This window comes from Prevotella sp. LCP21S3_D2 (genome assembly GCF_052118345.1).
Lineage (GTDB): Bacteria > Bacteroidota > Bacteroidia > Bacteroidales > Bacteroidaceae > Prevotella.
The window spans coordinates 1-21,266 of sequence record NZ_JBQKHJ010000022.1 but is presented as its reverse complement, the minus strand read 5'-3'; the positions used below and the strand labels follow the sequence as shown (position 1 = coordinate 21,266).

Here is a 21,266-nt window from a genome sequence, read left to right as displayed (position 1 = left end):
ATTTGGTGGTATCAAAAAAAAGTCGTACTTTTGCAGGTGATTAGGAGAAAGGCATCAACCTCTCCTTCACACCATCAATCGGAAGATATAGGCGCCAATCGGAAGAAAGATGGAAACAATTAATAATTTACAATTAGTATCTACATCTCAGTTGGTATATTTATTTCTTAATGATTTCCAAAGGTAGCTGGGTAGCTTTGGCAACCTGTTCGGCAGAAAGTCCCATTGCCAGCAATCGTTGTGCTGTTTCAGTTTTGGTCTTATGTTTGCCTTCCGGGCTGAAGGCCCAAAAGCTCCTAGCCCAGGGCGTGTGGGGCAAAACAATAGAAAAAGGGTCTAAATGGCACGATGAACGGGTGACGTATAGACCCTTTTATTTACTCTACGATGGCTGTCCAACCACCTGCTGGAGCCAGATGTATCTGAAGCTTATCGCCGGCACTGATCTGCTGGTAAGTATGCTTATAGTCTGTGGCTTCACGGTCGGCATTGATGCCGTCGGCAAAGATGTTCGCCTTGCCGCTCAGCTTTTCAGGACGGTTGGTCTTTCCGTTCAGCTTCAGCAATGGAGAGAGGTCGATGGTGAGGTCACGGGCCTGCCAGTTGTTCATCGCTGCAATATACCATCTGCTGCCCTTTCTCTTGGCTACAACCACATATTCGCCCAGTTTGCCGTCCAATGGCACCACCTGGTCATAAACCGTCGGTATCTGGGCTATGAAATCGGTACACTCCTGATTCTGCATATACTTCGTAGGACTGTCGGCAAGCATCTGCAAAGGAGCATCAAAGATAGTATACATCGCCATCTGATGCACTCTGGTGCCCTGGCTCATCGGATGGTCGTTGTTGCCGAAGAACTGCGAACGGACGGCATTCACCATGGCTCCAGGCGTATAGTCGAAACTGCCCGGCAGGGCACGGAGATATGGAATCGTCACGTCATAGCGAGGCTGGTCGTGCAGAGGACCATCGCCCACACGAGGCTCCCACTTGGAATTCTCCAAACCCTTCACGCCCTCGAAATTCACGATGTTGGGATAGGCAAACTGTACGCCAAACGGCCGCATGCCATGAAGGTCGAGCAGAAGATGATGTCTGGCAGCACATTCAGCCACCTCGTATACGGAATTGATAGCCTTCTGGTCGTCACGGTCAAAGAAATCAACCTTGAATCCCTTGACGCCCATATCGCCGTAATGCTTCATGATTTCTTCCATCTTCTCATGACCGCGCTGGATGAGATTGCGCCATGAAGACCAGAGAATCACTCCTACCCCATTCTGCTTGGCATAGTTGATGATGCCCGCCATATCCATCTTGTCGGAGAAGATGAGCAGGTCTTCGGAATCGCTCCAGCCTTCATCGATGATGATATATTCCAAGCCGTTCTTGCGGGCAAAATCCACAAAATACTTATAGGTATCGGTATTGATGCCGGCACGGAAATCCACGCCCGTGATATTGGTGTTGTTCCACCAGTCCCAAGCCACTTTTCCCGGCTTTATCCACGATGTATCCTTGATTCTGCACTGAGGTCCCAGCTGTCGGGCAATATCATTGCCTACCAGCTGTTTGTCTTCATCGGTTACGAGAACGATGCGCCAAGGCAGACGGGTTACCTTTTCTGCGATATAGCCGGCACGCTCTGTAGGGACCAGGTTCAGGCGGTTGTATCCACCTATCTTCTCCTTTAAAGGATAAGGAGGGAAGGCAGCCTGCAGCGAATATTCTGAAGAAGACGCACCCTTCAGGAGATACATGCCCGGATAGTTTTCCACATCAGCCTCCATGACCACGGCCTTCTTTCCTTCAGGCAGACAGACGGCTAGAGGCGTGATGGCGAGGGAATCCTGATACATTATGGACAGCGGAGCCTCGTCATAATAGGACTCGAAGGAATAGCACCAGCGCTCTCCTTCACGGTTATCATTCACATAAGGTACGAAACTCTGATAATCGCCGGCAAAGCGATATTCGGAAGTTTCATTCACCACCTTATTGATTGTCTTCTTAGGGATGATGCGATAGGCTGCAGCATTCAGGAAAACGCGGAATTCCACATCATATCCGTTGCAGGAAAGGAGCAGCTGCTGATAGCCGCCCGTATCATCGTTCTTATAATTATGAACGGTAGCCTTGCGCACCTTCGGATTGACGCCAAAGGTCTGTCTATCAGTCTGTAAGGAGATAGCGGAAGGTTTCAGAACCTGAGTTTTCCCCTTGGTGATATCCCAGGTTATCGACTTATCCACATGGATGTTAACAACCATATCGCCCAATAATGATTGGACGGTATATACTTTCGCCGACAAAGGCAGGCAGCATAAAGCCAGGATTGGAGTGATTAATCTTGCATCCATACCTAAGTTGTTTTGTTGTTTATCTAATGGTTAAAGAGTTCCGTTCCAAAAATGCAGATCATTCACGGAACGGAACTTCCGGGTCTTATGAGAGGGAAAGCATCTTCTCGATAGGCTTGACGGCATCCTTGGCTATTTCCGGAGCCACTTCTACCGTAGGCCAGCCGAACTTCAGGCTATTGTAGATCTTCTTCAATGAGTTCATCTTCATATATTCGCACTCATTGCAGCTGCAGCCTACTCCACCCTCGCTAACCTCCGGCGGAACAGGATAGAAGACGACGGAAGGACAGTTGCGCTCCAGCTCGTGCAGGATACCAGCCTCTGTGGCGATGATATACTCCTTGATTTCCGGATGCTCCTGGGCATAATGAAGCATGGTGGCTGTAGAACCCTTCACATCGGCTACGGCAAGCACAGGCGCCTTGCACTCCAGGTGGGCCATCACGACGGCATCAGGATGCTCCTGCTTCAACTGGATGATAGCCTCTACAGAGAACTTCTCATGCACATGGCAGCCACCATTCCAGAGCAGCATGTTCCTGCCCGTCACGCTGTTGATATAGTTGCCCAGGTTGTAATCAGGACCGAAGATGATCTTCTCGTCCTGCGGGAAGGCATCAATCACCTTCTTGGCATTGCCGCTGGTCACCACACAATCGGTCAGCGCCTTCACGGCAGCGGTAGTGTTGACATAGCTCACCACCTTATATCCAGGATGCTCCTCCTTGTACTTCTTCAAATCCTCAGCCTTGCAGCTGTCGGCAAGCGAGCAGCCGGCATTGAGGTCTGGGCAGAGCACGGTCTTGTCAGGGCTCAGGAGCTTGCAGGTCTCAGCCATGAAATGAACACCACACATCACCATCACCTTGGCATCGGTCTCGGCAGCCTTGCGTGCCAGCGCCAGGGAATCGCCCACGAAGTCGGCAATGTCCTGAATCTCGCCTACGGTATAGTAGTGCGCCAGGATGATAGCATCCTTCTCCTTACAGAGTTTCTTGATTTCAGCTTTCAAGTCTAAGGCTTCGTCAACGGGTTCGTCAACGTATCCTTTCTCAATCCATTCTTTTTTCACCATAATATTCATATTTATATTTCTTTATTTCTAATTTTTAAAAAGGAATTATTAGGATGATGATATGACGTGGATAAGTGGATAAAAAACAGTCCGGATATTTGCTGTTTCCGTTTTCCAAGTCTTCCTGTCAGTTATGAGCACGGGTAATGGAAATCTTTTTCCTGGCTCTTAATGCCTTAACCGTTTTATCAACATTTCCCCAATTCGCTGCAAAGTTAATAAGTTTATATCTTTTTCCGCTCAAAAAGTGCGAAAAAGTTTCTAAAAACTTATTAATAACCCTGTGGATATCCCTATTTTCACATTCATGACATGGGGGCTGTGGATATTTACGAAGTTATTAAAAAGTTATGAATAGGGTTTTCCGTACACTTATCAACGGTTTTTCGTGTATAAACAAAAAAGCAGAAACCGGTCAGGATTTCTGCTTGAATACGTTTTCTATTTTTTCGATAATCAGTTCGGGAGATATATTCTTCATGCAGGCAAAGTCGCCGCGCATGCATGGCTTGTTGCCGTAGATGCTGCAAGGACGGCAAGGCAGGTCAAGCTGAACGGCATTGTCGGGGCTCTGATGCCATCCCATGAAGCCAGCGTAAGGATGAGTGGCTCCCCAGACGCTAACGACAGGAGTATTGACGAGCGAAGCCAGATGCATATTGGCACTATCCATGCTCAGCATGACGTGGAGATGGCTCATCAGGATGAGTTCCTGCTGCAGACCGCCCAGATGGGAGGAAGCATTCACTACCTGCTTATAGTCTTCTGCCCATTTATCCATGACCGGAGTCTCGTTTTTGCCTCCTCCGAAGAGGAAGATATGGCAGTGGGGATGATTGTGGATAAGTTGCTGGATAACTTTTTCCATCAGCTGTACGGGATAAATCTTGCCTTCGTGTGCAGCAAACGGAGCGATGCCTATCCAAGGTTCGGTTATGTGCTTGTTTTCCAGACTGATAACGCTGTCGCCGGCTCTGAAAACTTCCTGTGGCAGGCTGGCGAGATTACCTTTTCCTTCGCCGAAGATGGATGTGAATTCCATCTTGACGGGATAGCCTAACTGTGCAAAAACATCTGCATAATTCTGGAAGGAGCTAGACAGCTGCTGCAGTTTCTTGCCGGAAGATGCTACCAGCTTGCGCTTGCCGCTGCGATGCTTGTCGATGTGTGCCACCTTGAAATTGGCCAGATTGAAACGCATGCGCAGATAGCTGGAGCGCAATACGCTATGCAGGTCGGCTATCGCCGTGAACTGCTTGGCGATGAGTCGGCGATACAATGCATTCAAGCCCGTTACGCCTTTGTATTCGCCCTTGATGTCTGCCTCCATGAAGCCTACGTTAGGGGCGAGGTCTTCGAAGAATGAGCGGGCGAATGGACGACTGAGCACTGTTATCCTGACATGTGGATATTGTCTGGCCAGCGAATATATCACAGGTACGGTCATGGCAACATCGCCCATGGCCGAGAATCTTATAACAAGTATATGCTCTGTCTTCATTTGTTTTTTCTTCTTTATATATATAATAAGGTGGGAATGGGGAGAAATAGCTCTCCCTCATCCTCCTCCTGTTTTATTTCTGGTTGTAGAGAACCGGATTGGTAGAAGGGTCGTTGTACATCTTCATCTGGCGATATACCTTCATGTACTTTCTTCCCGCCTCGATATCTTCCAGGAGCTGGTCGATGGCTGTAGAAAGGTCTACCTGCTGTTCGAGCAGCACGTTGAGCTTAGCCTGGCACTTAGCCTTGTGCTCAGCAGAAGCCTCAGGACGGTCTACCTGCTCCTTCATGTGATAAATCTTGAGGGCGAGGATGCTCAGGCGGTCAACAGCCCATGCCGGACTCTCGGTATTGATGCGCGCATCCGGATGTACCTTTACGTCCTTATAAGTCTCACGGAAGTAAGAGTCAATCTGCTCCACGAGGTCAGTACGGTCCTGATTGCTCTTGTCGATACGGCGCTTCAAGACGAGCGCTTCAGCAGGATCAATCTGCGGATCGCGGATGATATCCTCGAAATGCCACTGTACGGTATCAATCCAGCACTTGAGGTAGAGACGGTTCTCGATGGTACCTTCGGCAAACGGATTATTGATAGGAGTATCAATATTGTCTTTGATGTGATAATCAGCTATCGCCTGATTAAAAATCCTGTTAGCGTTTTCTGTAAATGTCATATGGTTTGAAATGTTTAATTAAATACTGCACAAAAGTAACAAATTTCTCTCAAAGAGCCAACAAAAAAGCGAAAAAAGACCAAATTAATGCACAATTTAGGGGTGATTGTGCACCGAAAGTCACTTTTTTCGCCAAAATATTTGTTTATCTCAAAAAAAAAGTGTTCCTTTGCACCCAGATTTTTAATTAGAAATTAATTTATAAACATTTTAAAGGTTACAATTATGTCAGAAATTGAAAGCAAAGTAAAGGCAATTATCGTTGATAAGCTCGGTGTTGATGAGGCAGAAGTAAAGCCAGAGGCAAGCTTCACAAACGATCTCGGTGCAGATTCATTGGATACAGTAGAGTTGATCATGGAATTCGAGAAGGAGTTCTCTATTTCTATTCCAGACGATAAGGCTGAGAAGATTGCTACTGTAGGTGACGCTATCGCTTACATCGAGGAGAACGCTAAGTAATTTAGCACTAAAATTTTATAAATGGAATTAAAGAGAGTTGTTGTAACAGGTCTCGGTGCTGTGACTCCAGTAGGTAATAATCCAGAGGAAACCTGGAATAACCTTCTTGCTGGAAAGAGCGGTGCTGCTCCTATTACTCATTTCGATACAACCCTTTTCAAGACCAAGTTCGCTTGCGAGGTTAAAGACCTGAACATCAATGATTGGATTGATCGTAAGGAAGCTCGCAAGCTTGACCGTTATACCCAGTTGGCTATGATTGCTGCCATGCAGGGTGTAAAGGACGCTGAAATTGATCTTGAGAAGGAAGACTTGGACAACGTTGGCGTTGTATTCGGTGTAGGTATCGGTGGTATCAAGACTTTCGAGGATGAGGTGAAGTACTACGGTACTCACGAGGAGAATGGTCCTAAGTTCAATCCATTCTTTATCCCTAAGATGATTGCAGATATCGCTTCTGGTCAGATTTCAATCCACTTCGGATTCCACGGACCAAACTACACTACTACATCTGCATGCGCTTCTTCAAGCAACGCATTGGCTGATGCCTTCAACCTGATTCGTCTGGGCAAGGCAAACATCATCGTGAGCGGTGGTGCCGAGGCTGCTATCTGCGCTTGTGGCGTGGGTGGTTTCAATGCTATGCATGCATTGTCAACACGTAATGATGATCCTGAGCATGCTTCACGTCCATTCAGCGCAAGCCGTGATGGATTTATCATGGGCGAAGGTGCTGGTTGCTTGATTCTCGAGGAACTGGAGCACGCTAAGGCTCGTGGTGCGAAGATCTATGCTGAGATGGTAGGCGAGGGCGAGAGTGCTGATGCTTATCACATCACAGCTTCTCATCCTGAGGGTCTCGGTGCTAAGCTCGTTATGGAGCGCGCATTGGCTGATGCCAATCTGAAGCCAGAGGACATTGACTATATCAATGTTCACGGTACATCTACCCACGTAGGTGATATCTCTGAGGCTAAGGCTATCAAGGCAGTCTTCGGTGATGCAGCTTACAAGCTTAACATCAGTTCTACCAAGTCAATGACTGGTCACCTCCTCGGTGCTGCCGGTGCAGTAGAGGCTATGGCTTGTGTTCTTAGTGTGAAGAACGATATCGTTCCTCCTACTATCAATCACGAAGAGGGTGATGACGATCCAGAGCTCGACTACAACTTGAACTTTACCTTCAACAAAGCTCAGAAGCGTGAAGTTCGTGCTGCATTGAGCAATACTTTCGGATTCGGCGGTCACAACTGCTGTGTAGTATTCAAGAAGTATGCTGAATAATTTTATAGATAGAATAAAGCTCTCTTTCCGCAAGGATAAAGAGCTTTATTTTTCTTTGTACGAAATCCTTGGTTTCTATCCTCACGATATCAGTTATTACAAGCTTGCCTTGATGCACAAGAGCATCATGCGCCGCAATTCAAAGGGTAAGCCGGTGAATAACGAGCGCCTGGAGTTCCTGGGCGATGCTGTTCTGGATGCTGTAGTAGGAGACATCGTGTACCAGCACTTCCCTGGCAAGCGTGAGGGATTCCTTACGAATACCCGAAGCAAGCTAGTGCAGCGCGACACGCTCAACAAGCTGGCGCAGGAGATGGGTATCAATCAGCTGATTTTATCTAACGGACACAGTTCTTCTCATAACAGCTATATGGGAGGAAATGCATTCGAAGCCTTGGTTGGTGCCATCTATCTGGACCGCGGTTATGACGCATGCATGTTTTTCATGAAGAATCGCATTCTGGCACAAATGATAAACATTGATAAGGTGGCTTACAAGGAGGTTAACTTCAAGAGCAAGCTTATCGAATGGAGCCAGAAAAACCGCGTACAGCTTGAATATGTATTGATTGAGCAGCAGAAAGATGACAATGGAAGCCCTGTGTTCACCTATCAGGTGGAAATTGAAGGCGTGAAAGGGGGTATCGGCAAGGGATATTCCAAGAAAGAAAGCCAGCAGTTTGCCTCTAAGGAAACTTTAGACAACCTGCGCAAGAAACCGCAGTATATTGACGAGGTCTTTGCTGCCAAGGCTAACCGTACAAAGATGGAGGAAGAGCCTGTGCTCAATGTGCCTAGCACAGAAGTGCAGGAGAATTTCATCATCTCGCAGAATCTGGACGAAAAAAACCTAGAGGAGAAGCACGTCAGCGTGTTCAAGGAAGAGGTTTTTTCGGACAAGGCTGCTGCAGAGGAGAATGAAATGGCAGAAACCGTCGTAGAACAGAACAATAGCGACGAGTTTGACTTGAGCGATATTACAGCAGAGCCTAAGGAGATGTCTAGAGAAGACATCATTGCAGCTGCCGAGGCGGCTGCTTTTGCTGAAGAATAAACTCTTTTACATATCGGAAAAAGACTCCCATAGAAAGGTAATATAAACTTATCTATGGGAGTCTTTTTGTATACATCAGGTAGGGTTTCATTGCAGTTTCTCTCCTCATATATATCTATCTTGGATTTTTGTATTAAAAAAAAGTAAAAACTTTCTCTATATCAAAAGATTGAATTAATTTTGCATCTACTTTATAAGGTATATATATCTAGATATGAGTTTAACAACGATAGTAAGTAATGTCTTCAAACCCCGACAGAAGGAGTTGGAGAAGTATGTTAATGATGCAGAACATTTGCAGCATCATACACTCATGCGCCTTATTGAAAAGGGCAAGAATACGGAATATGGTGTAAAGCATCTATTAAATACTACCAATAGTTATGAGAAATTTGCGATGAATGTGCCTGTCAACACCTATGAGGAGCTGAAGGGGGACATCGACCGCATGCGCCATGGAGAAAAGGATATCCTGTGGCCGGGTACCGTGAAATGGTATGCTAAATCTTCGGGTACTACCAACGACAAGAGTAAGTTTATCCCTGTTTCTCATGATGGTTTGCATGGTATTCATTATGCGGGTGGATTTGATGCCGTAGCGCTCTATCTGCGTAATAATCCGAAAAGCAGGATTTTCGACGGCAAGAGCCTGATTCTCGGCGGTAGCCATTCGCCTAACTATAATGTTTCGGGCAGTCTGGTGGGCGATTTGAGCGCTATTCTCATCGAAAACATCAATCCGCTTGCCAATCTGGTGCGTGTGCCTAGGAAGGAAACGGCTCTCCTGAGCGACTTCGAGGTGAAGCGCGACCGTATTGCGCAGGAAACCCTGAACAAGAACGTTACGAATATCTCGGGTGTGCCTAGCTGGATGCTCAGCGTTCTGGTACGCGTCATGGAGCTTTCAGGCAAGAAGCATCTGGAGGAAGTATGGCCAAACCTGGAGGTTTTCTTCCACGGTGGTATTGCCTTTACGCCTTATCGCAAGCAGTATGAGCAGCTCATCACTTCGCCTGACATGCATTATATGGAGACTTATAATGCCAGCGAAGGCTTCTTCGGACTGCAGAGCGATCCATCCGACCCGGCGATGCTCCTGATGATAGATTATGACGTCTTCTACGAGTTTATCCCTATGGATGAATTCGGCAAGGCCAATCCTACCATCATACCTCTATGGGATGTGGAGATAGGCAAGAACTATGCGATGGTTATCACAACCTCCTGTGGATTATGGCGTTACATGATTGGTGATACCGTTCAGTTTACAAGCAAGAATCCATATAAGTTTGTCATTACCGGCAGAACCAAATACTTCATCAATGCCTTTGGCGAGGAACTGATTATGGATAATGCCGAGAAGGGTCTGGCTTATGCCTGCGAGAAGACGGGTGCCCAGGTGGCTGAATATACGGCTGCTCCTGTCTATATGGACAGCAACGCCAAATGCCGCCATCAGTGGCTTATCGAATTCTCCAAGGAACCGGAAAGCCTGGACGAGTTTGCCAGCCTGCTCGACCGGAAACTGCAGGAAATCAACAGCGACTATGAGGCTAAGCGATTCCACGACGTTACGCTCCAGCATCTGGAAATAGTAAAGGCAAGACCGGGAGTCTTCAACGATTGGCTCAAGAGCAAGGGCAAGCTGGGTGGTCAGCATAAGATTCCCCGTCTCAGCAACAGCCGCAAGAATCTCGACGAAATGCTGATGATGAACAAGTAAATTTTTATCGCTGCCTTCGAGATAGGGTAGCGAATATAAAGATAATATACAATGATTAATATGAACGACATCAAGGACAAGTTGAAGTTAAATTCCTTGTTTCTGCCTTTCTATCTGGCGGTCTTCTTCCTGTTGGCTTCCTGTGCACGAATGGGACAGCCTGACGGAGGATGGTTTGACGAGACACCACCTAAGGTGGTAGGTGCCTCGCCGGCTGACGGTGCTGTCAATGTGAAGGAGAAGAAGATAGATATTTACTTCGATGAGTTTATCAAGGTGGATAATCCTACCGAGAAGGTGGTGGTTTCGCCTCCTCAGCTCGAAGTGCCTGAAATCAAAGGCGCAGGAAAGCGTATTCATATTTCGCTTGTCGATTCTCTGAAACCCAATACCACTTATACCATCGACTTCTCGGATGCTATCAGCGACAACAACGAGGGAAATCCGATGGGCAACTATACCTATAGTTTTTCTACAGGTACCGTCATTGATACGATGGAGGTTGCGGGATATGTGCTGGAGGCTGAGAATCTGGAACCTATCAAGGGTATTCTCGTAGGTCTCTATGATGATCAGGCTGATTCTGCGTTCAAGACCAAGCCTATGTTGCGTGTAAGCCGTACGGACAGTAGAGGACGTTTCGTCATCAAGGGCGTAGCGCCGGGCTCTTATCGCATCTATGCCCTGCAGGACATGGACGGCAACTATATGTTCAATCAGAAGAGCGAGAAAATCGCCTTCACCCATGACATCATCATACCATCCAGCAAGCCTGATATCAGACAGGATACCACATGGATAGACTCGCTGCACATCAAGTCGATTGACCAGGTGAAATATACCCATTTCCTGCCTGATGACGTGGTGCTCAGGGCTTTTACGGAACCGTTGACAGACAGATATTTCCTGAAGGCAGAGCGCAAGATGCCTAACTGTTTCTCTCTCTATTTCAGTTATGGAGATTCCATCCTTCCTGAGATAAAGGGACTTAACTTTGATGCCGAAAAAGCGTTCATCATAGAAAGTTCTGAGAAGAAAGATTCCATCACCTATTGGCTGAGGGATACTGCCCTGGTCAATCAGGATACGCTTCGCATGGATCTTACCTATCGCATGACCGACAGTACGGGTGTGCTGATATGTCATACCGATACGGCTATGGAGATTCTTTCCAAGGAACCATACGCCAAGCGAATGAAAGCCAAGGAAAAGGAGATAGCCGAGTGGACCAAGAAGCAGGAAAAACTCAAGAAGAAAGGTATGCCTTATGACTCGGTGATGGCCATCAAACCGCTTGAGGTCAAGGTGGGAGTTGCCTCAGAACTGGACCCGGACAAGAACGTTACGTTCAGTTTTGATACTCCGCTTGCCAAGGCAGATACGGCAGGAATGCATCTTTATGCCAAGCATGATACGCTCTGGTATCGGGCTCCTTTTGAATTTGATTCGATAGGAAACCGGGAATATGTGCTGAGAGGAGAGTGGAGACCTGATATAGAATATAGTCTTGAGGTGGATTCTGCTGCTTTCGAGGATATCTACGGTCTGGCATCCAAGCCTATCAAGCAGGGATTCAAGGTCAGCTCGCTCGATACATACGGCACTCTCCTGGTGAATATCACCGATAATTTTGGAAATTTGCCTCTCCTGGTACAGTTGTTGAATGCTCAGGACCAGGTGGTGAAGTCGGTGAAGGCAGTAAATGGGGTAGCAGAATTCTATTATCTTAAACCGGAGAAGTATTACATGCGCCTGATTGTTGATAGAAACAACAACGGCAAATGGGATACGGGCTGTTATGATGATGATTTGCAGGCGGAGGAAGTATATTATTATCCGGAACTCCTGGAATGTAAGGCTAAATGGGATTTGACGGAAAGCTGGAGCCCGAAGTCTTATGAACTGTCCAGGCAGAAGCCTTCTGCCATCACCAAGCAGAAACCTGACAAGGAAAAGAAAGTAAAGAATCAGAATGCGCAACGTGCCAAAAAATTGGGCATAGAGTACATTCCTAAAATGTTATAGTTATGAAGACATTTAAATCTTTTTTGATAGCAGCAATGCTACTCTTGGTCAGCACAACCGTGTCTGCCCAGTGTACATTTCGTAATACGGCATTCAAATCGGGTGAGTTTCTCACCTATAACCTATATTACAATTGGAAGTTCGTTTGGGTAAAGGCTGGTAATGCCAGCATGTCGGTTATCCAGACTACCCGTCATGGTAAGCCTGCTTATCGTGGTTCGCTCGTAACCAGAGGAAATAAGCGAGTAGACGATTTCTTTGTGCTTCGTGATACTTTGCTTTGCTATAGTGGTACGGATCTGGCACCGCTCTATTTCCGCAAGGGAGCCCGTGAAGGCAAGCGATATACCGTAGATGAGGTTTTCTATAATTATGCCGGTGGCAAATGCAATGTAAACCTGCATTATCAGAATAAGAATGGTGAGCATAAATGGAAGAAGGCTTCCTACGAGGATTGTGTTTTCGACATGATGAACATCTTCCTCCGTGCCCGCAGCTTTGATCCTGCCAACTGGAAGCGGGGACATTGCGTCAAGTTCCCTATCTGTGATGGCGGCGGTCGTAATCCGGCTCAGTTGAAGTATGGTGGAAAGGTTACGGTCAAGGCTGACAACGGCGTGAAGTATCGTTGCCTGCGTCTTGAATATATGGAGATTGACGATGGTAAATGGAAGAAAATCGTAGATTTCTATATCACCGATGATGAGAATCATGTGCCTGTACGCCTGGATATGTTCCTGAAGTTTGGTTCGGCAAAGGCATTCCTGGTTGGCATGAAGGGCACCAGAAACCCTGTTACTTCTATTGTGAAGTAAGCAGCAGGTTTATAGATAAAAAAATAAAGGCATCAGGTTGTATTCCGTTGATGGAAACAGCCTGGTGCCTTTTTTATGTTTATGCGGTAATCTTCCTTATTTCAGATATTCTCCGAAGTCGGTCAGTCTCATATCTCCCTTCTTCAGGAAGGTATCGTGCATGGCGAGGGCGGCACGCATGCTCTGTGGCTCGTGCCCCTTTTCTGCAAATTTCAAGTATTCACGAAGCATTGGACGATAATCCGGGTGCGCACAGTTCTCGATAATCTCCTTGGCACGGCGCAAAGGACCCTTGCCGCGAAGATCGGCGACTCCCTGCTCAGTAACGATAACATCCACATCGTGCTCGGTGCTATCTACATGGCTGCACATCGGAACGATGGCTGAAATGCAACCGTTCTTGGTGGTACTCTGGGTGGTGAAGATGGAGATGTAGCCATTTCGCTCGTAATCGCACGAACCACCGATACCATTCATCAGCTTGCTGCCGCAGATGTGGCTGGAGTTCTCGTTGCCATAGATATCGCACTCGATGGCGGTATTCATGGCGATGACACCCAGTCGGCGGATTACCTCCGGAGAGTTGGAAATCTCGCTCTGGCGGATGGTGAGATGCTTCTTGAAGTAATCTATATCATCATACACCTCTTTCAAAGTCTCGTTTGTTACGGTGAGCGAAGAGCAGGATGCATCCTTGATTCTTCCCTCACGCATGTATTTCACTACAGCATCCTGAACCACCTCGGTATAGACGCTGAATACAGGCACGTTAGGATTCTGTCCCAATGCCTCAAGAACGGCATTGGAAGTTACGCCCACTCCGCTCTGCAAAGGCAGGAACTGAGGAGGAATATGTCCCTTCTTCAGGTCGCTGACCAGGAAATCAGCCACATTATGTCCCATCTGTTCGGTTACAGGGTCGAGTGGCTTGAAGGCACGCGCCTCTTCCGGAATGTTGCATTCTACCACACCCACAATCTTATGTGCATCAATCTCCACATACTCTTTACCTATTCTATCGCCCACATTCAAGATTGGGATAGGTGTGCGGAATGGGCATTCTGCTATCTCATATACATCGTGAAGATAACGGGAAGCTGGACTGTGGAAGGTATTCTTCTCGATGAGCACCTTCTTTGCCAATCTGACGATGGTAGGAACAATGCCGCCGGCAGAGGTAAGGAATGCCTTACAGGTAGTTTCGCCTTCTTCCAAATCAGAAACTTCGATGATGGCAAGGTCTATCTCGCCATAGAAACCACGGCGCAGGCGCTCAGCCATGTGGCCGAGATGCATATCCTCGTAGTCGATTTCACCGAGATTGGTATGGGTGCGGAAATCCTTGTTGGTAGAAAATGGCGCACGGAACTTGATGGCATGGGCTGCTGCCATGTCACCTTCGATACTCTGCGAGGTAGAAGCACCTGTCAGGATGCCCACTTGGAAAGGTCTGCCCGCCTCATGCTCTGCCACGGCTCTCTTGGAGAGTTCGCGGAAAGTTGCCTTAGGCACGCCGTTTGGTGTGAAACCACTCAATCCGATTGTATCTTGATCGTTAATCATCGCTGCCGCTTCGGCAGCACTCAATCTTGTATATGCCATTTTCTTCTAACTTAATACTCATTGGCGGAACTTATAGCCGCCTTCTTGATAATTGATAACTGTTATGCGGCTGCAAAGTTACACATTATTTTCGATATACGCTAATAATTTGATAATTTTATGCATATATTAGGCAAAAAACTTACAAATAGTGAATAGATATACAGAAACTGATTACTTTATGCAAAAAACTATTTTGTTTTCTGCATCCTGTATTTTGTTTTTTCCCGATTTATTCTCTACTCATGTTAGCATTTTCATCAGATAAAAGTGGTATTTTAGGGGCATTTAATAACATTTTGCGAATGATTTGTCGGATATATCAGAAAAATGAGTTAACTTTGCACTCAAAACATAAATAATATAAAAATAAGGTTCAAACAAAATGGAACAGAAATTATTGATCTATAACACTCTCACTCGTACGAAAGAGAGATTCACTCCGCTCCACGCTCCTAACGTGGGCATGTATGTTTGTGGCCCAACTGTGTATGGCGATCCGCATCTTGGTCATGCGCGTCCTGCCATTACATTCGATATACTCTTCCGCTATCTCAAGCACCTGGGCTACAAGGTTCGCTACGTTAGAAACATTACCGACGTGGGTCACTTGGAGCACGATGCAGATGAGGGCGACGACAAGATTGAGAAGAAGGCACGCCTGGAGCAGTTGGAGCCAATGGAGATTGCGCAGTACTACATCAACCGCTACCACGATGCCATGGAGGCGCTGAACGTACTCCCTCCTAGCATTGAGCCTCATGCCACAGGCCATATCATCGAACAGGAGAAGCTGGTACAGGAAATCCTGGACAATGGCTATGCTTACGAGAGCAACGGCTCTATCTACTTCGACATCGAGAAGTATAACAAGGATCATAAGTACGGTATCCTTTCCGGACGTAACCTGGAGAACGTAATCAACGAGAGCCGCGAACTGGCTGGTATCGGCGAGAAGAAGAACCAGGCTGACTTTGCCCTCTGGAAGAAGGCTTCACCAGAGCATATCATGCGCTGGCCTAGTCCTTGGAGCGATGGTTTCCCAGGATGGCACTGCGAGTGTACTGCAATGGGCAGAAAGTATCTGGGCAGCCACTTTGATATTCACGGTGGCGGCATGGATTTGATTTTCCCTCACCACGAGTGCGAGATTGCCCAGGCTGTGGCTTCTCAGGGCGACCAGATGGTTCATTACTGGATGCATAACAATATGATTACCATCAACGGTCAGAAGATGGGTAAGAGTCTTGGCAACTTCATCACTCTGGAGCAGTTCTTCACTGGCAATCACGACAGTCTGGAGCAGGCTTATTCGCCAATGACCATCCGTTTCTTCATCCTCTCTGCTCACTACCGCAGCACAGTAGATTTCTCTAACGATGCCTTGAAGGCTAGCCAGAAGGGATTGGAGCGCCTGATGAACGGTTTGAAAGACCTGGAGCGTGTGCCTGTGGCTAAGCAGAGCGATGAGCAGGTGAAGAAGTTCGTAAGCGAGTTGCGCCAGCGCTGCTACGATGCGATGAACGATGACTTCCAGACTCAGCTCGTCATCAGCTATCTCTTCGAGGCTTGCCACGTAATCAACACAGCCCTCGACCACAAGGCAAACATCTCTGCCGAAGACCTGAAGGAGCTTTCAGACACCATGCAGCTCTTCACCTTCGACCTGCTCGGCTTGAAGAGCGAGAAGGGAGCCAACAATGATGCCCGTGAAGAGGCTTATGGCAAGGTAGTAGATATGGTTCTCGACCTGCGTGCCAAGGCAAAGGCGGCCAAGGACTGGGCTACCAGCGACCAGATTCGCGATGCCCTCGCTGGTGCCGGCTTTGAGGTAAAGGACACCAAGGATGGTGTTACCTGGAAACTGAACAAGTAAAAATAGTCTCTATATATAATTAAGGTATGTCTCTCAAGAAACGTTTTGAGAGACATACCTTATTTAGTATGATAACTAAAACGTAAGGAATGATGAGATACAAGGTCATATATTTCGTGTTTTTTCTTCTTGCAATAATTAGCATAAGTTTCAAGCTGCGGGTGGATAGAAAGCTACTTTCAAAAACACTCTTCACTCTTCACGGATGCTCCCTAAACAACTAATATACAGTTGATTAGGTGAGTGAAGAGTGGTAGCCTACTCTTCACCACTCTTCACCACTCTTCACCATGATCAGCTACTGTTTCCAAATGCCGGAAGAGGAGGGCAAATGGATGGTAAGCTTCGAGGTTTTCGATGAGCTTCATCTACAGTATCCTATGCTGGTGGAAAATTTGAGTACGTGTGAAGAGTGGTGAAGAGTTGTGAAGAGTGGATGACTACTCTTCACCGCTTGCAACCCTAGTGTTTATCAGAGTTTCAGGCTAATCTGTGAAGAGTGAAGAGTAAAATCGAGAGTAAGGTTTTTCCCGAGCAAAACCACGCTTCCAGCAGCCGGAAAGCATATTCAGACTGGCGATGGTAGACCTCCCGAAAATTTTCTCCCGGCGTATTACTTTGTGCCCGGCAATGGCAAAAAGTTGCCCCAGTAGAGGGCAATATTGTGCCATAGTCAGGCAAAAAGTGGAATGAGCCTCTTTCCAACTTCAAATAAGAGGGGAATCTCCCTTTTTCTTTTCTATTTATTTACTGATTTAGTAGCAATCGTATCCTTCTGCTTGGTAACTACGGAATCTCTCAACATTTTGTCTTTCTGCTTCTTATATTCCTTGTACTCTCGCTCATAGTAGTGAGCGTAGTTGACGAAAGGCTCGGTTACGGCATCGCTGCTGCTTGCCGTGAATGTGTGACCGTATGGGTCGCTTGCCTTGATGATAATCTTGGCATTCGGGTTCTTTGGTACATAATAATAAAGGTGGTTCATGATGAGATAACCGTTACCTTTGCTCACGAAACGATAGGATACACTCTCGCTGTATTTATGATGATAGCCGGCTGCAAAGGCATCCTGACCCTTGCTGCTGATGCGGCGCATCAGATATTCCTTGCCATCCTCTATGGCTACCACGCGCCAGTGACTGGTGGCATTGAAGACATTAGCTACCAGGATATTCCTGTTGGTTGCCAACTGCCAGTCTTTGGCATATTTCTCACCGTTGAAATCGGTCTGGGAACGGAAGATGGTCATCTGCTTGCTCTTGTCCCAGAAAGTTCCCTTGTAGTAGCAATCGTTGATGCTGGTACCTACAAAGCTATAGACATAATATCCGTTCGGGGTGCCGCAGATGTTGATGTTCGACTGCCAGATATTGCCACAGGCAGCAGCATGACAATGCTCCATCACATCCTCGCCCTCGTAGTTGATTTCGTGGTTGCAGGCAAAATGAGTATGTCCGCAGAAGAGTTCATAGCCTCCCTTAAACCGCTTCAGCAGAGAGAGCAGGAGAGAGAGGCGGGAAGAGGAATAATGCCCCTCCTCATTGGCATTGGTCAGCGGCTTCGCCTTGCTGAAAGGCGCATTGCCGAAGGTAAAAGGAATGTGATAGCAGAGTACCACTTTCTTATCCTTGGGTGTAAGGGCCAGATTCTGTTTCAGCCACTTCACCTGGCGCTCACGCAATTCTCCAGGAGAATAATAAGACATGCCGCGATGGAAGAAGCAGTTGTTGATGCAGACATAATGCACATCGCCACGGTCGAAGGAAAAATCGGTAGGACCGAAATTTTCCTCCCATTTCCTGCGATAGAGTGCTTTCCCATCCTGGTCGTGATTGCCGATGACGGAGAAGAGACGCATCTCTGAAGAGCCCAATGCCTGGCGTATCTGGCGCTCCAGCTTGGCATTATAGCCGCCATAATACTGTACATCATCGCCCATGCTCAGTCCATATACGGGAGTTCCTGCAGGAAGACTCTTGATGGTCTGCTTGATGTCTGCCATCGTCTGGGTTGTGAATCTTTCCACATCGCTCTTCTTGATGGGGTTATCATCCGGAGAAGTATAGTAAGGGCTGTAGGCATTGGTAACCTGCGGGTCGCCGATGACTATCATCTTGTAACTCACCTCCTTGCCGCCGGGCAATCGGGTGAGAGTAAAGTCATATTTCTTCTTATCGTTGGAAACTGCTTGGTAGAAACAAGCCGTGCGATCGGTTTCGCTATGGGTAGGTACCTCGCAGTCGGCAGGCACGGAGTAGTAGATGAAGCGAGCCAACGAGTCTCGTTTCATCTTGTAGCGTCCCGAGGAATCAGTCTTCACACAATGGTAGCCATCGCTCACGATGACGCCAGTCACTCCCTTGCCATCGGTATCCAGCAAGGTGCCGCTGATATTGAAGTCCATCTTCTTTACCACCGGCTTCGGTTTCTGAATGGAATCCTTCATCTGTGGATGATAATGTATGTTGGCCGCTATCTTGGGTCCGATGGCGGGCAGGGTAGTGATTTCCTCGTTGAGGCGCATTGTCATGCCGATTGCCACGAGCATGCAGCAAACGAGCAATATTCCACCGATGTATAGCAGTTTCCTTTTCATTCCTTTTGTATTGATATTATCGTGCAAAATTACGCATTTATTATGGGAAAACCTTAGATTATTGTTTAAAAATAACTAAATATTAATATATCTTCTTTATGATTATAAATGTCCTCTTTCTGCCCAATCGCCTCTGTCGAGGGTTCCGTATCCCACGGCTTCTGCTATATGGTAAGGCTTAATCTGTTCACTTCCTGCCAAATCAGCAATGGTTCGTGCCACTTTCAGTATTCTGTTATAGGCTCTGGCTGACAAAGAAAGCTTCTCCATTGCCATTCGGAGCAGTTCGATACCTTGTTCGTCGGGTTCGGCAAACTGATGAATCATTCTTTCGGTCATCTGAGCGTTGCAATGGATGCCTTTATAATCATTGAATCTTTCGGCTTGAACTTCTCTTGCCTTGATGACTCTTTCTCTGATCTTGGCACTTGGCTCACCTGGTGCTGCCTTCGATATGTCCTGGAAAGGAACGGGACTGATTTCACATTGGATGTCTATTCGGTCTAAGAAAAGAGGGGCCGCTGATTGTCTCACTTTTTGGCTCGCTCCATGCCATCTGGCACTACGCCTACGATGATTTATCAAGGACATAGGTGAATGGCCATTGTTTATGTTCACGATGCAAAGATAACACTTTTTGTTTAATTAGTCGAGCCTTTTTGATTAGAATTGCTCCATTGTGCATAGACTCTATACATTCCCACATGGGCCAGGTGAATTTCTGATAGACAGAATCTAAGGAATGTATTGCGGCTTTATTCTTAAAAAAAAATAATTTTGTTGGTAAAAATTTGCAAATGCGAAATATTATCATTAACTTTGTAGCATCAAAATACGAGAAGAATGGAAAGTACGGAGATTATAAAGAACGCAGGCCTAAAAATCACTCCGCAACGTAAAGTGGTTTATGAGGTTATGATGGAATTGCGTCATGCTGCCATTGATGAAATAATCAAGTGTGTGCAATCCAAAGATAATGAGATAACCATCTCAACCATCTATCGCATTCTTGATTCGTTTTGCAAGGCTAATCTGTTATCATTTGTGTTCCATCATGAAGTGGGGAAAAGCTATTATGACATTACCGTGACAGAGCATCACCACATATTCGAGGGAGAGAGCATCTTGGATTATATGGATGAAGGGCTTACGGAATTGATACGACAGTATTTGAAAGAAAAGAATTTTGCATCGGTTGACATTAGCCGAATACAGGTGCAGATAACGATAAATAACCCAAAGTTAAACTCTAAAAAGTAACAAGTATGAGAAGTATCACGACTTTCGATTTGCAGTATGCACATCGCTTCTATGGCTTCCAAGGCGAAGCCCAGTATCTTCACGGTCACACTGGCACACTGACCATTGAGGTGGAAGATACGGTTGAAGAAGGTGTAAACATGGTGTACCCTTGTAATGAAATCCAAAAGGTGGCATGGAGCCTGTTGAAGAATTTTGACCATGCCTTGGTGCTCCGCGAAGATGACCCTTTGCTTCCTGCCATTCTTGATGTGTATGAAAAGCAAGGCATCAAAAACGGCCATCCGCAAAACAAAATGAAAGGAGAGGCCTTCAAGACCGAATTGGCAACGGCTTACCCTGATGCCCGTCTGGTTGTTACCAAAGAAACCATGACAGTGGAAGGTATGATTAAGATTGTATATGACTTGTTGAAAGACAAACTGAACATCGCTAAAATCACTTTCACAAGCGGTGTGAATGCCGCTTCTGCCGAGTTTACCACAAAGAATAACATCGACCGCTGTCCTCTTTGCGGTGTCGCCCTCAATGCGGATGGAGTATGCCCAAAATGTGGTTATCGTAAAAAATAATCCACGTAAAGCTGCATATAAAATAATGTGATGATGAAAATACGGGTGGAAAAGATTTCACACTTTTCCACCCGTATTGTACAAGTTAGAAAAATAATTTGAAATTCGGCTAATGGCTTCAACCTTTGTTTCCATAATCACATCGGCATACACCTGTGTTGTGTGACGGCTCGTATGGAAACTGACATTTTTCGTAATCCCTGCATCCGCAGCCATTTTTTTAAGGCTCGACTGATTATAGAGAGGCTATCATTCTCGTTTAATTTACCTTAATTCCGCAACACTATAATTTAACTTTATTTATAAGTTCCTGAGCAACAAAAAGTTGCCCAGGATTTTGCCATGTCAGAATTTTCACTTATCTTAGTGTTGCAAA

At 46.5% G+C, this 21,266-nt stretch carries 16 protein-coding genes and 2 pseudogenes; 9 read left to right on the top strand and 9 right to left on the bottom strand.

The annotated features are described in order from the left end of the window. Nucleotides 1-160 precede the first annotated feature (160 nt). The 5 genes and pseudogenes from ACTQ16_RS12615 to ACTQ16_RS12595 form a co-directional block, all read right to left on the bottom strand. Nucleotides 161-274 (bottom strand): annotated as a pseudogene (locus ACTQ16_RS12615) (Rpn family recombination-promoting nuclease/putative transposase); the annotation flags it as partial. Between the two features lie 103 nt (nucleotides 275-377). Next, the gene (locus ACTQ16_RS12610; RefSeq protein ID WP_441937694.1) at nucleotides 378-2,363 is read right to left on the bottom strand and encodes a glycoside hydrolase family 97 catalytic domain-containing protein; all 1,986 of its coding nucleotides are present in this window, start codon (nucleotides 2,361-2,363) and stop codon (nucleotides 378-380) included. 85 nt (nucleotides 2,364-2,448) lie between these two features. Then, nucleotides 2,449-3,441, bottom strand: coding sequence for a quinolinate synthase NadA (gene nadA, locus ACTQ16_RS12605; RefSeq protein ID WP_217760003.1), 993 nt, complete (start codon nucleotides 3,439-3,441; stop codon nucleotides 2,449-2,451). Nucleotides 3,442-3,856: 415 nt separating this feature from the next. Beyond that, complete coding sequence (locus ACTQ16_RS12600; protein ID WP_294971318.1) at nucleotides 3,857-4,942, bottom strand: glycosyltransferase family 9 protein; 1,086 nt, start codon at nucleotides 4,940-4,942, stop codon at nucleotides 3,857-3,859. A gap of 73 nt (nucleotides 4,943-5,015) precedes the next feature. Beyond that, nucleotides 5,016-5,621, bottom strand: coding sequence for a DUF4254 domain-containing protein (locus tag ACTQ16_RS12595; RefSeq protein WP_294971315.1), 606 nt, complete (start codon nucleotides 5,619-5,621; stop codon nucleotides 5,016-5,018). A 225-nt stretch (nucleotides 5,622-5,846) separates the two neighbouring features. On the opposite strand from ACTQ16_RS12595, the gene ACTQ16_RS12590 reads away from it, so the two are divergent. From ACTQ16_RS12590 to ACTQ16_RS12565, 6 genes are all read left to right on the top strand, one after another. Then, the gene (locus tag ACTQ16_RS12590) at nucleotides 5,847-6,083 is read left to right on the top strand and encodes an acyl carrier protein (protein WP_004342032.1); all 237 of its coding nucleotides are present in this window, start codon (nucleotides 5,847-5,849) and stop codon (nucleotides 6,081-6,083) included. Between the two features lie 21 nt (nucleotides 6,084-6,104). Further along, complete coding sequence (gene fabF / locus ACTQ16_RS12585) at nucleotides 6,105-7,367, top strand: beta-ketoacyl-ACP synthase II (protein WP_118416262.1); 1,263 nt, start codon at nucleotides 6,105-6,107, stop codon at nucleotides 7,365-7,367. Next, complete coding sequence (rnc, locus tag ACTQ16_RS12580) at nucleotides 7,357-8,421, top strand: ribonuclease III (protein WP_441937693.1); 1,065 nt, start codon at nucleotides 7,357-7,359, stop codon at nucleotides 8,419-8,421. The genes fabF and rnc overlap by 11 nt, the downstream gene beginning before the upstream one ends. Before the next feature lie 214 nt (nucleotides 8,422-8,635). Continuing rightward, a complete protein-coding gene (locus ACTQ16_RS12575) occupies nucleotides 8,636-10,144 on the top strand; it encodes a GH3 auxin-responsive promoter family protein (RefSeq protein ID WP_441937691.1) in 1,509 nt (502 codons plus the stop codon). A 51-nt stretch (nucleotides 10,145-10,195) separates the two neighbouring features. Beyond that, nucleotides 10,196-12,169: an Ig-like domain-containing domain gene (locus tag ACTQ16_RS12570; protein ID WP_441937690.1), complete on the top strand. Its 1,974-nt coding sequence runs from the start codon at nucleotides 10,196-10,198 to the stop codon at nucleotides 12,167-12,169. Between the two features lie 2 nt (nucleotides 12,170-12,171). Continuing rightward, a complete protein-coding gene (locus ACTQ16_RS12565) occupies nucleotides 12,172-12,984 on the top strand; it encodes a DUF3108 domain-containing protein (protein ID WP_264951117.1) in 813 nt (270 codons plus the stop codon). Between the two features lie 96 nt (nucleotides 12,985-13,080). On the opposite strand, the gene ACTQ16_RS12560 is transcribed toward ACTQ16_RS12565, so the two are convergent. Continuing rightward, nucleotides 13,081-14,586: an acetyl-CoA hydrolase/transferase C-terminal domain-containing protein gene (locus tag ACTQ16_RS12560; RefSeq protein ID WP_217759997.1), complete on the bottom strand. Its 1,506-nt coding sequence runs from the start codon at nucleotides 14,584-14,586 to the stop codon at nucleotides 13,081-13,083. Between the two features lie 385 nt (nucleotides 14,587-14,971). Between ACTQ16_RS12560 and cysS the strand changes: the two genes are divergently transcribed. After that, complete coding sequence (gene cysS, locus ACTQ16_RS12555; RefSeq protein WP_441937688.1) at nucleotides 14,972-16,462, top strand: cysteine--tRNA ligase; 1,491 nt, start codon at nucleotides 14,972-14,974, stop codon at nucleotides 16,460-16,462. A gap of 739 nt (nucleotides 16,463-17,201) precedes the next feature. Here the strand turns inward: cysS and ACTQ16_RS12550 are convergent. Both ACTQ16_RS12550 and ACTQ16_RS12545 read right to left on the bottom strand, forming a co-directional pair. Further along, nucleotides 17,202-19,058 carry a calcineurin-like phosphoesterase C-terminal domain-containing protein gene (locus ACTQ16_RS12550; RefSeq protein WP_441937687.1) on the bottom strand — a complete coding sequence of 619 codons (1,857 nt, stop codon included), beginning with the start codon at nucleotides 19,056-19,058 and terminating at the stop codon, nucleotides 17,202-17,204. A 102-nt stretch (nucleotides 19,059-19,160) separates the two neighbouring features. Continuing rightward, nucleotides 19,161-19,568 (bottom strand): annotated as a pseudogene (locus ACTQ16_RS12545) (YifB family Mg chelatase-like AAA ATPase); the annotation flags it as partial. 333 nt (nucleotides 19,569-19,901) lie between these two features. Between ACTQ16_RS12545 and ACTQ16_RS12540 the strand changes: the two are divergent. After that, entirely contained in the window at nucleotides 19,902-20,318 is a 417-nt protein-coding gene (locus ACTQ16_RS12540; RefSeq protein ID WP_427877084.1) for a Fur family transcriptional regulator, read from the top strand. Between the two features lie 5 nt (nucleotides 20,319-20,323). Further along, the gene (locus ACTQ16_RS12535) at nucleotides 20,324-20,890 is read left to right on the top strand and encodes a 6-carboxytetrahydropterin synthase (protein WP_094380541.1); all 567 of its coding nucleotides are present in this window, start codon (nucleotides 20,324-20,326) and stop codon (nucleotides 20,888-20,890) included. Nucleotides 20,891-20,947: 57 nt separating this feature from the next. Here the strand turns inward: ACTQ16_RS12535 and ACTQ16_RS12530 are convergent, their stop codons facing one another. Continuing rightward, nucleotides 20,948-21,106 carry a hypothetical protein gene (locus tag ACTQ16_RS12530; protein ID WP_441937685.1) on the bottom strand — a complete coding sequence of 53 codons (159 nt, stop codon included), beginning with the start codon at nucleotides 21,104-21,106 and terminating at the stop codon, nucleotides 20,948-20,950. Between the last annotated feature and the right edge of the window lie 160 nt (nucleotides 21,107-21,266).

What these genes read in the sequence shown, in the direction of transcription:
- ACTQ16_RS12610 (WP_441937694.1), bottom strand. Translation starts at nt 2,363, where the DNA reads ATGGATGCAAGATTAATCACTCCAATCCTGGCTTTATGCTGCCTGCCT.
- nadA (WP_217760003.1), bottom strand. Translation starts at nt 3,441, where the DNA reads ATGGTGAAAAAAGAATGGATTGAGAAAGGATACGTTGACGAACCCGTT.
- ACTQ16_RS12600 (WP_294971318.1), bottom strand. Translation starts at nt 4,942, where the DNA reads ATGAAGACAGAGCATATACTTGTTATAAGATTCTCGGCCATGGGCGAT.
- ACTQ16_RS12595 (WP_294971315.1), bottom strand. Translation starts at nt 5,621, where the DNA reads ATGACATTTACAGAAAACGCTAACAGGATTTTTAATCAGGCGATAGCT.
- ACTQ16_RS12590 (WP_004342032.1), top strand. Translation starts at nt 5,847, where the DNA reads ATGTCAGAAATTGAAAGCAAAGTAAAGGCAATTATCGTTGATAAGCTC.
- fabF (WP_118416262.1), top strand. Translation starts at nt 6,105, where the DNA reads ATGGAATTAAAGAGAGTTGTTGTAACAGGTCTCGGTGCTGTGACTCCA.
- rnc (WP_441937693.1), top strand. Translation starts at nt 7,357, where the DNA reads ATGCTGAATAATTTTATAGATAGAATAAAGCTCTCTTTCCGCAAGGAT.
- ACTQ16_RS12575 (WP_441937691.1), top strand. Translation starts at nt 8,636, where the DNA reads ATGAGTTTAACAACGATAGTAAGTAATGTCTTCAAACCCCGACAGAAG.
- ACTQ16_RS12570 (WP_441937690.1), top strand. Translation starts at nt 10,196, where the DNA reads ATGATTAATATGAACGACATCAAGGACAAGTTGAAGTTAAATTCCTTG.
- ACTQ16_RS12565 (WP_264951117.1), top strand. Translation starts at nt 12,172, where the DNA reads ATGAAGACATTTAAATCTTTTTTGATAGCAGCAATGCTACTCTTGGTC.
- ACTQ16_RS12560 (WP_217759997.1), bottom strand. Translation starts at nt 14,586, where the DNA reads ATGGCATATACAAGATTGAGTGCTGCCGAAGCGGCAGCGATGATTAAC.
- cysS (WP_441937688.1), top strand. Translation starts at nt 14,972, where the DNA reads ATGGAACAGAAATTATTGATCTATAACACTCTCACTCGTACGAAAGAG.
- ACTQ16_RS12550 (WP_441937687.1), bottom strand. Translation starts at nt 19,058, where the DNA reads ATGAAAAGGAAACTGCTATACATCGGTGGAATATTGCTCGTTTGCTGC.
- ACTQ16_RS12540 (WP_427877084.1), top strand. Translation starts at nt 19,902, where the DNA reads ATGGAAAGTACGGAGATTATAAAGAACGCAGGCCTAAAAATCACTCCG.
- ACTQ16_RS12535 (WP_094380541.1), top strand. Translation starts at nt 20,324, where the DNA reads ATGAGAAGTATCACGACTTTCGATTTGCAGTATGCACATCGCTTCTAT.
- ACTQ16_RS12530 (WP_441937685.1), bottom strand. Translation starts at nt 21,106, where the DNA reads ATGGCTGCGGATGCAGGGATTACGAAAAATGTCAGTTTCCATACGAGC.